Origin of the sequence: Candidatus Vallotiella sp. (ex Adelges kitamiensis) (genome assembly GCF_020342435.1) — a bacterium.
Classification (GTDB): domain Bacteria; phylum Pseudomonadota; class Gammaproteobacteria; order Burkholderiales; family Burkholderiaceae; genus Mycetohabitans.
Genome location: NZ_CP080504.1, coordinates 175,812 through 191,220, shown reverse-complemented (window position 1 = coordinate 191,220; position 15,409 = coordinate 175,812). Strand labels below are relative to the sequence as shown.

The following is a 15,409-nucleotide window of genomic DNA, read 5'->3' as shown; positions in this document are numbered from 1 at the left end:
ACTCTATGTTACGTTTATTTTTTATGCCCACCATCACATATTGCGTTCTCCTCGAATGCTAGACCGTCATGAAAAATTCGATTCTCAAGATTCGCGCAATACAAAATCCGGAAGTAGATGGCTAAACTGGCCGAATGATCGGATATTGCGACGTATACTCGGGTTTTGTACGATCCTGGCTATTACGCTGTACTTTGGTGCTGCAGCTATTTACTTAAGTCTACGCTACGTCATCTTCCCCCGACTAGATTCGATGCGGCCGTATATTGAGCGATGTATCTCAGATACGCTTCATGCTCCAGTACATATAGGTAAGTTGACTGGTCGCTGGAGCGGATTTCAACCCACGATAGAGATTTACAAACTGACGATCATAGGTTTAGACGGACAGCGTATGCTCGAAGTGCCTAATGCTAGCGCCACTCTATCATGGCGTTCGTTAACTCGTCTAGAACCGGTATTCTCAAGTCTAATAGTGGAGCAACCCGATATTTTCATCGAACGACACACTGATGGCACTTATACAATTGCCGGTGTGCGAGTCGATCCACATCAGCATAGTAATAGTGCAATCCTACGCTGGCTGATGATGCAGCGTATCATATTGTTGCGTGGTGGAGTCCTACACTGGATCAACGCGCCACGAGGCTTGCCGACACTAACATGTCGAAATATCTGCGTAGTCATTAAAAACCACAGCCTAAGTCATCAGCTTAGCGTACAAGCTCAACCAGACGGACATTTCCTACGTGGCCCGATTTCTTTCCGCGCACAATTTTATCATTCTCCACTGAAGATGCTCGCGGAGCCAGCAGGTTGGAGCGGAACGATATTTGCTTCGAGTAAAAGCATAGCGTTACACGAGCTGATACGCTATACAGGTACATGCCTAAATGTTCAGAGCGGCATGCTGAACGCAGTTGCGTGGCTTAACTTCTCAGATGGGAAATGGAGGGGTGCACGTGGCGTATTATCCGGATCAGAGTTACGACTGTGCATAGACCCGACGCTGCCGCAACTGGATGTACCCAGCGTCCGATTAGATTGGTCACTACATCATAGCAATATACATAATATTGATTACACGCTAAATTTAGGCAATGTACGCATTGAAGTGGGCGGGCAGATTCCACTCCCGGACGGCACACCAATTACCCGGCTGCTTAGTATTGGCAGATTTAACGCCCAGTTTCGCCGAGCAACACTAAGCCGGGGGCAATTAATTGGTATTAGCGGAGATGCGATCGATCTTGGGGTGCTTACGCACTTCCTGCGCACATTGCCACTACCGCATCGTATACTTAATGAATTGGAGCGGTTTGACCCACATGGCACGCTAGCGAACTACGAGATACAAATTGAGCACCGCGCACCACATAGTCAAGAAGCCGCTAGAATAGCTAAAATCAGTAGCAGCGAACCAATTATACGTTATCGCATAAATGCTGAACTTGAGGGAGTCAGCTTTAGCGCTCAGGATCCACTGCCTGGTGCAGAAAATATATGGGGTAAGGTTAGCGCTGATCAGAATGGTGGTTATGCCATGATTAATACCACCAACGCCGTAGTTTCGATCCCTGCAGAATTTGAGAATCCTCGACTTACGTTTAAACGGTTTATAGCTGAGGCAACATGGACTGCGCGTGCACTAGCTGCGGATTTATCCCGCCCAGCCATTACGGTTAACATCTCTCGATTAATTCTCGATAATCAAGACCTATGCGCTAGCGCAAGGGGCATCTATTCAAATCCGGGACACGGATATGGAAAGCTCGATATGGAAGCGATATTTGATAGGCTGTTGCTATCTCGCCTTGCGCGATATTTGCCCACCAGAATCAGCAAACATACCCGCTCCTATTTGAACCATGCACTGAAAGCCGGAACTGTGCGCAATGCGAAGATCTCCATCCACGGTGAACTGTCTAAGTTCCCGTACATACGTAATTCACAAGCTGGTGTATTCAAGATAGTTGTACCATTTCAAAATGGTAGTTTTGATCCAACGCCGAGTTTTCAGAATCAGATAAGAAAAGACATGCCGGAAATATGGCCTACGTTCGACGGCATCGATGGTCTATTCTGGATGAGTCAGAATATATTGCATCTTGATATCCAGCGCGCACGCTACCAGCGTGTCACTCTAGCTCAGTTAACGGGTCATATTAACGATTTAGCTGCACTTGACTCGGATCTAGTAATTGACGGCGTAGCTAGTGGCTCTCTAGCCGATATGCTTAATTATGTAAATCATAGCTCGCTTGCAGTACTCTTCAACCATCCGGGAAAGCTTGTAAGAGCTAAAGGCAACGCGACGTTGGCGCTTCGGCTATCGATTCCACTCCATTTGAATAGGACACATATTCGTGTGAACGGCTCACTTAGTTTGGCACACGATACGGTATCGTTTGTATCTGGAAAGCAGCTTTCGGTAATTCCACCCATTACGCAGATCCATGGAAAGGTAGATTTTACTGAGAACACAGTGACGATTAGGCATATCACTGGCCAGTTCCTTGGTGGGAATATTTGCGCTAATGGATGTATACAGGGGGATAAATCAGGCAGCTTCAGTGTATCGGGCCACTTATGTACCAACGCGATCCAAGCCATAGCGTTACCAAGACCAGTATCCACGCTGCTCACTCGCGTATCGGGCTGCGTACCTTACTCAGTAACTGTGCACACGTATAAGAACAAACTACCTTACATCTCAGTTACTTCAGATCTGCGTGGACTCGCGCTGCAATTACCAGCGCCATTCATGAAACCGGCTGGCGCACCCATGTCATTCTTATTGAGCCTCCGTCCGGCGGTTATGGGTAAACAACGCATGACAGATATTAGTCGACTGGATGCACAACTCGGGCTACTCAACCTTACTTATCTAGTGCGGCGCGTCAATAACAAACCGATAATTATGCATGGTATGATCACCATAAACAAAAAAGAAATTTTGTCTAGAAAAGGGGGGACAACTGTAACAGCAGACATAGCATATTTCGACGCAGACGCATGGCGAGCGCTGTTCGATAGCCTATCGATCCCTACTAATGCTATATCAACTGATCCAGTCTCTACTGTGTTATTTACACATCCTACTTCAGCTTGTGTCGGTTCAGCGCTTCGTGTGCCAGACATGGCTACTTCGCTCAATCTATTAGGTAACATTAAATCACTTGTACCTACTCGCATCTCCCTGCACTTAGGTACATTAAAATTGTTGAACCGGCACTGGAAAAACATAGTAATTAACGCGACGGGGAAACTAGGTGTATGGAGGGTTCGTATTGTATCGGGCATGGTATCTGGCTATATCACATGGCACTCACAGACACCAAATAACCCATATGGGCAGATAGTCGCTCGTCTGGATAAACTAGTGATTCCAAATAGTTGCGAACCGATGCTAGGAAGCCCAAGGTTAGAAGAACCAGCGCGGTATCTCCCATCAATAGACCTAATCATCAATGAATGTACTGTGCGAAAACACAATCTCGGCAAGATCAAAGTCAATGCACATAACATTGACGAAAAGGGAGCGCCAGTCTGGAAATTAGACCAGTTAGATGCGATAAATCCAGCAGCTCGGCTATCAATAATCGCAACAACCTCTCGAATAACACAAGGCACTACTGGCTGCACAAATATCGATAGCCATAATAACTTATGGCGCACGGCAGTGAATTTCAAGCTTAACATCGCTGATGGTGGTACCTTGCTAGACTGCCTTGGCTTACCCAGAACACTCAAGGGTAGCAGCGGTGAACTGTCAGGCAGTATTAACTGGCAAGGCAGACTGATGCAGATTAATTATGCAACACTGAATGGAAAACTATTACTCAGACTAATGCATGGCCAAATCCTAAAGGTCGATCCAGGCGCAGTTAAACTGCTCAGCGTACTCAGTCTTCAATCGCTTACCCGATTAGCGATGTTAGATTTAAACGCATTGTTTGGCGCAGGACTACCATTTAACAATATATCTACTACTAGTACGATCAAAAACGGCATTGTTAGAAGCGATAACTTTGCGCTGAAAAGTGCATTTGCCAAGATTACATTGCATGGCAATATAGATCTCGAGCGTGAACAGCAGGACCTGCTAATGACAGTAACGCCGTCGCTAAGTCTAGACACCGTAGCACTAGCTACAGCTGCAGTCAACCCACTACTTGGCTTAGGTACACTTGTCGCTAGCCTGGTTTTATCTGAACCTATTTCGCAGTCATTCGCACGTCACTACACAGTAACAGGCTCGTGGTCACATCCGCGAGTTAAGCAATTACTAAAAGATCACGGTAAGATAAAAAACATTGAACCTTATTCATCATAGCAATGAACAACTCTGTTTTCAGAAAAAGCGATGCCAGGCGACGATCCACACCGCTTCCAATAACGAATCGCTTGCGTTTTAAATCGCACTGTCGAAATATTAACCCCGTTTACTAATAGTCAAACGGGCGATTCCATATGAATATGATCGAACCAAACCTCTGTCATCTGTCTACTGCTAAAGATCTTCTTCTTACACACTATGGCCTTGATGAGTCCATCCTTCTGCGCACGCTAAACGAAATTTTTTTTCATCGAGTTGACTACGCAGATTTGTACTTACAAATAACCCGAAGCGAAACGTGGAGCCTGGAGGAAGGCATTGTCAAATCAGGTAGTTTTAGCATTGATCAGGGTGTAGGCGTGCGCGCGATAGTCGGCCAGCATACAGCATTCGCATACTACGATGATTTATCTCTACAAGCGCTAGCACAAGCAGCCCAGGCTACCCGCTCGATTGCTCAAGTAGGCAGTGGAAAAGCTTACGCTCGGGTCGCTGGGGTATTGCACAGCAACGTTGGACATAACCTATACCAGCCTACAGATCCTCTGAACTCTCTGGATGCGAATGCAAAAGTAGCCCTTCTAGAACGTATAGAGAAAATAGCTCACTCGAAGGATCCACGCGTCACGCAAGTGATAGCAAGTTTATCAGGCGAATACGATGTTATTCTGGTAGCGCGCAGTGATGGCGCATTGGCTGCCGACCTTCGGCCCCTTGTTCGTATGTCTGTTACAGTTATTGCTGAGCAGAACCAGCGACGTGAGATGGGCACTAGCGGTGGCGGAGGCCGCTACGACTACGCCTACTTCACCGAAGAAGTAATAACGAATTATGTCGACAGTGCAGTGCATGCTGCACTGGTAAACTTAGAGGCACTCCCTGCGCCCGCTGGCACGATGACAGTTGTACTCGGGCCTGGATGGCCAGGCGTGCTACTGCATGAAGCGATTGGTCACGGGTTGGAAGGCGATTTTAACCGTAAAGGCTCGTCGGCGTTCTCTGGACGTATTGGTGAACGAGTTGCCGCTCACGGCGTCACAGTAGTCGATAACGGAACACTGGCAAATCGGCGTGGCTCGTTGAACATCGATGATGAGGGCAACCTCACACAATGTACGACGTTGATCGAGGATGGAATCCTGACCGGCTACATGCAAGATACGCTTAATGCGCGACTGATGAAGACTAAGGTTACTGGCAATGCTCGGAGAGAATCGTATGCTGCATTACCGATGCCGCGCATGACAAACACTTATATGTTAGGCGGTAATCAAGATCCCGACGAGATTATCGCATCGGTTAATCATGGTCTATACGCAGTTAATTTCGGTGGTGGGCAAGTTGATATCACGAATGGAAAGTTTGTATTCTCTACTTCCGAGGCCTACATGATCGAGAATGGAAAGATTTCCTACCCTGTTAAGGGTGCAACCCTGGTAGGAAACGGACCAGAATCTCTTAAATATATATCGATGATCGGCAACAATATGTCATTAGACACGGGCGTGGGCGTATGCGGGAAAGAAGGTCAGACTGTACCAGTCGGAGTTGGGCAGCCAACATTACGCATCGATCGTATAACGGTGGGTGGAACTATATAATACTCACTATGGCAACGTGGCGCGTGTTTTGCATTCATACACAATGTAATTATGCGTGCGCATCGTCGACTTCTATTAATGAGAATTAAGTTCAAAGCACAGGGTCTATATCTAAGAACCAAGACTGCTTTTTATTTTCTAAATTGCATGTAAGTTAGAAGTAGCGCAAAAATCATATTTTTGCTCTGCTTAAACATTACTCAGCGAGTCTTGATAGCGAAAAATGTATTAACATTCCATCTAATTGTAGATATCAAGACGATTGAGAATAGTTTTCCAATATAGAGGTGTACATGCTGAACATCCAGCTCTTGTCTGGCGCTTCACCTTAAGGAAGCCATATGTATTATTTTAAGATAGGAGGAAGCAGTTAAATAACTTTGAATGTTATATACTTAGAAGATCAACCAGGACTTATTCGAATACGTATTCTGTGCTGTGCAAGCTTTTTCATCTATTACTTCTTGAGTCGCTACGCTAAATGACGCATAAGTTAGCCAGGCGAAGTTAGCTAGCCGTCAGACGATATAAAGTCAAACTATTAGACAACGCTTATCGCTCACGGCAAGCCTACTTGTAGTAGGAATCTGATAATTATTAACCTATCCGGATTAGCTGATCAACTAATATACCTTTTATTAGCTTAAAAAATCGAGTTCGACATAATTATCTGGGGTTACCCTATCCCTTGTACATATTGTCCAAAGTAATTTCCGTGGCTTTAAGCATATACAAAATTTGTCGGCATGATTCTAAATTATGCTCTTAACTTAATCTAGTGTTATTCTGGAAATATACAAATTCTGTTCTTTGCGTTCTACCGTGCATAAATAGTTCAGCACATTGAAATATAACACAGAGGAAGTCTTTTGATAGACCACCCGCCTAAAAACACAGTCAATAGTGCGAAGGTCGTAGAAACATCTGTATACGCATATATTGTAATTTTGACCGAACGGCCGCGATGACTTACCAAAATATACATGCTAAGCTTATAGATAGTTCAAAACTTTATTAGAAGACAACAGAAGATTTAAAGCAATCTCTACTTTTACTGTGACTCAGCTAAAATTCGGAAGATAGAATACCAGTTAAAAATAACTTGCATTACGCGGACTACGTTTTAGAAAAATTTATACCATCGAACATAGCGATGGTCTACATAAATAAATTTCATAGTTGCTAGGAAAGCGCGCTGGCCGTTGATATAACACTCGAATTAAGCACATCCTGACTTGCAATACGACCTGACTCTATACAATATGCTCAGGAATAAAATCACGATGTAACTTAATCTCTAAGAGATTAAGTTACTAGGAAAGTCTAGAGCACAGAAACTACTTACTTATTCTACTCAAGTAGAGGAACATGCTTTTTAGATAATTTAATACTAAGTTGATAAAATAGTGTGATTGACCACTATATATAGCTATCTTGTTAGGGTTCACACTACAATATATAGTGCTGTATTTTTATGCATGTTCATCTTACTACTTGGATAAGTTAGATAAACTAAATGATCTCGAATCAAATCTTTTGATTCAAAACTCTTAATATCGGATAGTCGTAGATAGCATGCAGCTCTACCTGAGCTATCATTTATCTGAGTCCAGAGATAGGTAACTAGTAGAAATCGAGCGAAGACGAGGATAGTGCTTAAATCCCCGTGTTTATTAATGCTTGAGCTTTAAATACTCTTCTAGAGAGCTTGAGATTACACATTAATATTAAGAATATTAAAGATAGTCAAATGTTATGTCCTTTACTATTGCGCAAAATTTAGACACAGTTCGTCGCCGTATTTTAGCGATATCTGCAACTGCCGGCCGTGACGCGGCGAGCGTGAAACTACTTGCTGTATCCAAGACCTTTCCAGCTAACGTGATACGCGCCGCGCACGCAGCGGGCCAGAAATCCTTTGCTGAAAACTATATTCGTGAGGCATTGAATAAGATCTCCACACTACATTCGTTGCGCGAATTAATTGAATGGCATTTCATTGGGACACTTCAATCAAATAAGACGAGAGCGATTGCTGAGCAGTTTGACTGGGTACATTCGATTGATCGATTTAAGATTGCTTGCCGACTATCAGAGCAACGGCCTACCCACTTGCCACCGCTCAATATTTGTATACAAGTAAACATTAGCGGCGAGATATCTAAGAGTGGAATCTCACCTAATAATATCTCTGCACTAGCGCATGATGTTGCATCGCTACCCCGTCTTCGACTACGTGGACTAATGTCAGTCCCTAGTCCAATGTCCGGGCTACGTGTCCAGCGCACTCCCCACCGAAGATTGCGTGAACTATTTGATTTCCTCAATGCGCAAAACTTCGATCTTGACACGCTGTCGATGGGCATGTCTGCTGATTTTGGCGCGGCTATTCTCGAGGGCGCGACAATTGTACGAGTCGGCACCGCGCTTTTCGGGCCGCGAACTTATTCGACCCACTGAGAAAAATCCTCATGAAAATCATATTTATTGGTGCGGGCAATATGGCTGGGGCACTAATCGGCGGATTGCTCAAGAGAGGTATTCCGTCAGACGATCTGTATGCTATCGATCCGTCATCTGATGCGCGTGCACGCTTAGAGAAGCGATATTCGATACAGTCTAGTGAGACTATGGATGGTACTCTCAATGAGTATGATGTGATTATTATTGCAGTCAAGCCACAGGTGATGAAAACTGCGATCGAGCCACTTGCGCCATGGCTACGAGCACAGCTGATCATTAGCGTTGCGGCTGGTATACGCGCGGTAGATATCTCGCGCTGGCTAAATGGATACCCACGCGTAGTCCGCGCGATGCCTAATACCCTCGCTCTGCTCGGTATAGGTGTAACCGGCCTGGCAGCGCTACGCAGTGTTGATAATGACGACCGGACACTTGCTGAGCAGGTACTGCGCGCGGTCGGCGATATTGTGTGGTGTGAAGATGAATCAAAAATAGATGCAGTGACAGCTATCTCTGGAAGTGGCCCTGCCTATGTTTTCTACTTTATCCAGGCCATGCAACGCGCTGCCCATGAGCTGGGGCTTGATGAAAAGCAGACGCACACCCTAGTATTTACCACATTTTCTGGTGCTATTCAACTAGCCGCACAGTCAGATGAGTCCTCCAGTGCTCTTCTGGAGCGCGTAGTCTCAGAAGGTGGCACAACAGTTGCTGCGCTTGACTCCTTTGAAACCGATAGCATTAGCACGGCAATCGTACGTGGAGTGTTAGCAGCTCATGCTCGAGCAATCTATATTAGTGACACATTTGGAAAATAATAAACGGGGATGTGATATATTCTTAGAATATCTAGCAATCTCGGATCAAGATAAATAAGCTGCTGTGCAGCCAAGTGAGCTTGCTCATCTAACTGGTATACGATAGACTAATACAGCTCATAGCTAATCCATGCATAAATGCCTAATATTGCTGCATAGCATACGTCACAGCCAGAGCGTCGAAATGATCAAAGGTTAGTACAGGTGTGCAAATACTAATCTTAATATCATTTCTTGGTCCGTCATCGCCTAGATGATATCGTAATCTGTCGACCAAAACACATTTGCCAGCAGAATCAACTATACAAGCGGCGACACATGATCCTGGATTATAGAGAACCCTATCCGTATTCCACGGCCAAATGTAATACTAAGATATGTGCAGAATCTATAAAAATGCTTTATAAACAGATATACGCCCACCATAAATAATAGCGCAACAGATAGCCACTTGTTTAGAGAGTTAGGGGGTAGGTTCAATAGGAGCGATACTAGTATAAGCGTCGCTGCTAAGGTCTGTGCTTATTATAGGGCAATCTGGGCCGACGTGATAGGGCAATCTTGTATGCGCTGTATATATTTATCTAAATTCCAGTCTTCGTAATTGTTAACTGTGCATCTGGGCGCTCACGTCATAATAGCTTCAATCTGAAGATTGAAACAATATAAGCGGATAGATGACCATCTGATGCTACCTATAACGTATTAAGAGTCGTCCACAGAAACAGCCCAATCCTAGTGGGCTTTTCAGCTTGTAGTAGGCGGAAATATTCTACCGCCTTTAGGCTGTATCCTCAGCACGTTTTTAGAGCACCCGGATAGATAATAATTCGGATCTTAGCAACGTTAGCCTTCGTAAAAATTGTTTAGTAGAGGTCTACCTTATCTAATATATCAATCCAGTGACTAGATATTCTGCTTATCCTAACAAAGTTTAATCGGATAGAGCGCTATCTCGCAGAGCTCTTTCGTGGAGCTCTTGCACCACGCGTAATATATACACTAATATACGCGCTAATCTGAATATAGCTGCATACATAGAATGTAGTCGAGCAATCTATGATCATATACAGCGCCTCGACTAGTAAATCCTTACCTGACTTACGGTTTTCTCGATTTCAAGGGTCTGCTTGAGAACACGTTGCATCTAAATAGAGATATTACTGATTAGTTAATGCTATACTGCGGCAAGTTTTTATAGGATTACTATCTAGTTTAGTAAGAGGCTTGTATCTGTACATATTTTATGCTTTTAAGTACAACTCACGAGCACCGAGCCAACGCGTCAAATGTTCGGCAGCGGCTTTCGGGTACTCGCTTAATAGACGATCAGCCGCAAGCTGCGCTGGCTTAATCATCCAAGCATCCTCTTTGATATCAACAAAACGCAGTAGCATTGTACCAGATTGCCGCGCACCGAAAAATTCACCTGGACCGCGAATTTCTAAGTCCCGGCGTGCAATCTCGAAACCATCTGTAGTCTCGCGAATTATGCGTAATCGCTCGCGTGCCGCTAATGACAGCGGGTTAGTATACATTAGTAGACATACCGATGACTGGCCTCCTCGGCCGACTCGACCGCGTAATTGATGTAATTGCGCGAGGCCAAAGCGCTCTGCATGCTCAATTACCATCAACGAAGCATTAGGCACATCAACGCCCACCTCAATTACTGTAGTCGTTACTAGCAAATGGATCTTTTTATGTATAAAGTTAGCCATTACCTTAGCCTTATTAGTAGCCTTTAAACGGCCATGCACCAGCCCAACACGCAGCTGCGGCAATGCGTCAACAAGCACCTTATAAGTATCTACTACAGTCTGTAATTGTAGCGCCTCACTCTCTTCAATCAATGGGCACACCCAATACACCTGGTTTCCATTCAATGCTGATGTGCGAACACGAGAAATTACTTCATCTCGACGCACATCCGATACCAGCTTAGTAAGAACGGGTGTTCTTCCTGGTGGCAACTCATCAATTGTGGATACATCTAGGTCTGCATAGTATGTCATTGCGAGCGTGCGCGGGATCGGTGTAGCAGACATCATTAATTGATGCGGCTGGAATCCAGAGGCTATATCTTCAATTTGTGCCTTCGCACATAATGCAAGCCGTTGCTTGACACCAAAGCGATGCTGCTCATCTATAATTACAAAACCCAGCCGAGCAAATTTAACTGTCCCTTGAATCATTGCCTGCGTACCGACTATTAACTGTGTATCACCTCTAGCAACCGCTTCTAGCGCAGCATGCTTGTCACAAGCCCGCATACTACCAGCTAACCATGTAGTGTATACACCTAGTGGCTCTAGCCAGCTACGTAGTTTGTGAAAATGCTGTTCAGCTAGAAGCTTTGTAGGAGTCATCAGCGCCACCTGATAGCCGGCATCAATCGCCTGCGCCGCAGCGAGTGCAGCAACTACGGTTTTACCGCTACCCACATCCCCCTGTAGCAATCGATACATCGGGTGAGTTGCGGCTAGGTCTGCCGAAATTTGCTTGATAGCCCGCTGCTGCGCGTTGGTCAGCTGGAATAGTAATGCTGCACGAAATTGCGTGACGAGTGCTTCTCGGGCGCCGGAACGAGACGCAAGCGCTGGTGCTACGCGAAAACGCCTCTCTTTATAAGAGAGCTTAAGCGACAGTTGCTGAGCAATTAATTCCTCAAATTTGATTCGCAACCAGGCCGGATGAGTGCGGTTTATAAATACAGTTTTATCTATATCTGAACGCGGGTTATGTAGAATGCGCACCGCATGAGACAGCCGGGGTAGCGGGAATGGCGCTAAAAAATCTTCGATAATCCGCGGCGGTAGAATCTCTGGTAATAACGTGCGTTGCAGCGCACTATTGATTGCATGCCGTAAATACGCCTGAGATACGCCAGCTATACTTGGATAAACTGGCGTCAACACGATAGGCAATGGCATATCTTTTTTAAGTATATAGTATGCTGGGTGCACCATCTCTATCCCGAAAAAGCCCACTCGTAAGTTGCTACGTGCGCGCAAGCGGACACCAGGCGCAAATTGCCTCATCTGCGAACCCCAAAATTTCAGAAACCTCAGCATTAGTACATCGCCATTTTTATCACGAAGTCGTACTAGCATTTGACGGCATGGTTGACAAATGATTTCGCTTCTTACTATTTCACCTTCAACCTGTGCAGTCATACCAGGCAAAAGTTTTCGAATCGGTATCAATCTTGTCTCATCCTCATACCGAATTGGAAAATGCAGCACCAAGTCGATATCCCGTATCAACCCAAGCCGAACTAGCTTGTCACCTAGCCTGCTATTTAACTTATTATTAGTAGGCTGAGCTAGAGCAGCGGTAGAGAGTTTCATCAAAACTTAGATAGAGATGTACTATCGAATGTTATTAGTATCCCGCAGATTAGGGACTATAAGCGGCTTGAGTAGTTGTCTGGAAGCTCTTAACTTAGCATAGTCGCTAAACATCGTAATATTATTAGGCACGGTGTTAGATTCAGATAATCTAGATAATAGGACAACGGTATTGAACTATCGCAAGTACAATATCAATTTATTTTTACGGTGCCATATTGTGCATCAAGATAGTGGTATTGCGCTACCTATCCGATGTTATGTACACACTGCCAGATTTTGATTTTAATCTCCCCTCAGAGTTAATTGCGCAATATGCTTTGCCCGCACGTAGTGCGAGCCGCTTACTCGAAGTCACGCCAGACGGTACTCTTCTGGACCATTGTTTTTCTGAACTTCTGACTTGCGTTGAGCCTAACGATCTGCTAGTTTTTAACGATACAAAAGTAATAAAAGCTCGCTTCAATGGGGTAAAAGCGAGTGGCGGAGGCGTTGAGGTTCTCATTGAGCGCGTAACTGGTCCGCGTACCGCACTCGCACAAATCCGAGCAAGCAAGCGTCCAAAACTTGGTTCAATAATCCGACTTTCAGACGCATTTGAGGTAAGAATTGGAGAGCCCGCAAACCCATTTCATACACTGCATTTCCCACACAATTGTATTGAATTAATTAATTGGTATGGGCGGTTTCCTTTGCCACCCTATATTAAGCATAGCCCCGATAGCTACGATGAGATACGGTATCAAACCGTGTTTTCGATGACGCCTGGCGCCATTGCGGCGCCCACTGCTGGTCTGCACTTTGATGTGCCAACACTTATTGCATTAAAAATGCGAGGTGTCCGCTGTGCTACGTTAACGCTGCACGTGGGTTCTGGCACGTTCCAGCCCGTACGCACTAACGATATTGGGCAGCATAAAATGCATAGCGAGTGGTATCACATCCCTCCAGCTCTAGTTGAAGAAATCCAAGCTACGCGGGCTGCGGGACGTTCGGTGATCGCAGTTGGTACAACATCAATGCGGGCACTAGAAGCGGCAGCCCGTGATGCTGAGCGCTGTGGCCATGAACTACGTGCGGTTTGTGCGGAAACGGATATCTTTATTACACCTGGCTACCGATTCCGTGTCATTGACCGGCTTTTGACAAACTTTCATTTGCCGAAATCAACACTTCTGATGTTAGTGTCTGCATTTTCAGGTGTCGAACCAATCCGCCGCGCCTACCGCCACGCGATCTCACAACGCTACCGTTTTTTTAGCTATGGCGACGCGATGTTACTTACTCGGGCTGCCTCTCTTGCTGCGCACAAGCCCCGACCTGATTTATTATCATGATAAAATTTAGCGTCCTATTCACCGACGGTCTTGCACGACGAGGTCGACTGACTCTGCATAACGGAACGGTCGACACGCCAATTTTCATGCCAGTCGGCACATATGGCACCGTTAAGGCCATGACGCCTCGCGTGCTTGAAGACGTTCAAGCCCAAATTATCTTGAGCAATACATTTTATCTCTGGATATACCCTGGACTAGACACAATTACTGAACATGGTGGTCTGCACCGGTTTATGGGCTGGGAACGACCGATCCTAACCGATTCTGGTGGTTTTCAAGTATTCTCGCTCGCCGAACTGCGCAAAATTACCGAGGATGGTGTGACGTTCACCTCACCAATCAACGGCGACCGACTATTTCTATCACCGGAGGTATCAATGCAGGTGCAAACGGCATTGAACTCCAACATCGCGATGCAATTTGACGAATGTACCCCATACATGATTGATGGCATGCCTATATCGTATGATACTACGGCATGTTCGATGCAGATGTCATTGAGATGGGCTAAGCGCTCTCTTAATGAATTCAGGCGTCTTGCTAACCTAAACGCGCTATTCGGTATCGTACAGGGTGGCATGTACGAAGCGCTACGTGAAGAATCATTAGATGGACTGTTAGACATCGGTTTTGATGGCTATGCAATTGGCGGATTATCAGTGGGTGAATCTAAGGAGGATATGTTACGCGTACTGCATCATATTAGTTTCCGGCTTCCAATCGATAAGCCTCACTACTTAATGGGGGTCGGCAAGCCGGAAGACTTGGTAGCCGGCGTTGCCGCCGGCGTTGATATGTTTGACTGTGTTATGCCAACACGCAACGCGCGTAATGGCTGGCTTTTCACACGGTTTGGCGACTTGAAAATCCGAAATGCGATACACCGGAAAGACACGCGTCCTCTAGACGAAAGCTGTGCCTGCTATACGTGTCGCCACTTTTCGCGTGCGTACTTACACCACCTACATCGTGTTGGTGAAATCCTAGGTGCGCAGCTAAATACGATCCATAATCTATATTACTATCTCAACCTAATGCAGAAAATCCGAGATTCCATCGAATCGGGAACATTCGATGCATTTGTAACGCATTTCCACGCTGACCGTGCACGTGGCGTTGAATAGTGACTGTAGCACTTCTACACCAGCTGTTATACTAGGCGCTTTTTAGAAAGTTTCAGGGTTAATATAGATACAGAAAACATCCGTGTAGCAACACTGACATAAGGTATAATAGACATCGACAGCGGTAAGCGCATAGCGCGTTTTGTCAGATTTTTTATAGGTCAATACAGAAAGATATAAAACTAGATAGTCTAGACGTAATAGTGCACTTGTGTTATCACGTACCAATGAAAGTAGTATTCAATTGTTCGAACACCTATAATACAGTTCTATATGTCAGACTATCTTCAAGAATGTTAACTTCTTAAAATAGACTGACTCAGTTTTACTGCTCTAATGTGGAGATCACGCTTAAGATCTCACTAGAAAGTGAG

7 protein-coding genes are annotated in these 15,409 nt (G+C 45.2%); 6 read left to right on the top strand and 1 reads right to left on the bottom strand.

The annotated features are described in order from the left end of the window. Nucleotides 1-55: 55 nt before the first annotated feature. The 4 genes from K0T93_RS00785 (at nucleotide 56) to proC (ending at nucleotide 9,221) form a co-directional block, all read left to right on the top strand. Entirely contained in the window at nucleotides 56-4,336 is a 4,281-nt protein-coding gene (locus K0T93_RS00785; RefSeq protein ID WP_225721519.1) for a YhdP family protein, read from the top strand. Nucleotides 4,337-4,473: 137 nt separating this feature from the next. Then, nucleotides 4,474-5,940, top strand: a complete 1,467-nt coding sequence (tldD, locus tag K0T93_RS00780) for a metalloprotease TldD (RefSeq protein WP_225721518.1) — start codon at nucleotides 4,474-4,476, stop codon at nucleotides 5,938-5,940. Nucleotides 5,941-7,695: 1,755 nt separating this feature from the next. Continuing rightward, entirely contained in the window at nucleotides 7,696-8,400 is a 705-nt protein-coding gene (locus tag K0T93_RS00775) for a YggS family pyridoxal phosphate-dependent enzyme (RefSeq protein WP_225721517.1), read from the top strand. 11 nt (nucleotides 8,401-8,411) lie between these two features. Continuing rightward, entirely contained in the window at nucleotides 8,412-9,221 is an 810-nt protein-coding gene (proC, locus tag K0T93_RS00770; protein ID WP_225721516.1) for a pyrroline-5-carboxylate reductase, read from the top strand. Between the two features lie 1,244 nt (nucleotides 9,222-10,465). Here proC and recG read toward each other — a convergent pair. After that, complete coding sequence (recG, locus tag K0T93_RS00765) at nucleotides 10,466-12,571, bottom strand: ATP-dependent DNA helicase RecG (RefSeq protein WP_225721515.1); 2,106 nt, start codon at nucleotides 12,569-12,571, stop codon at nucleotides 10,466-10,468. 260 nt (nucleotides 12,572-12,831) lie between these two features. Between recG and queA the strand changes: the two genes are divergently transcribed. Beyond that, nucleotides 12,832-13,908, top strand: a complete 1,077-nt coding sequence (gene queA, locus K0T93_RS00760; RefSeq protein WP_225721514.1) for a tRNA preQ1(34) S-adenosylmethionine ribosyltransferase-isomerase QueA — start codon at nucleotides 12,832-12,834, stop codon at nucleotides 13,906-13,908. Then, nucleotides 13,905-15,035, top strand: coding sequence for a tRNA guanosine(34) transglycosylase Tgt (gene tgt / locus K0T93_RS00755; RefSeq protein WP_225721513.1), 1,131 nt, complete (start codon nucleotides 13,905-13,907; stop codon nucleotides 15,033-15,035). The genes queA and tgt overlap by 4 nt, the downstream gene beginning before the upstream one ends. The last annotated feature ends 374 nt before the right edge of the window (nucleotides 15,036-15,409 follow it).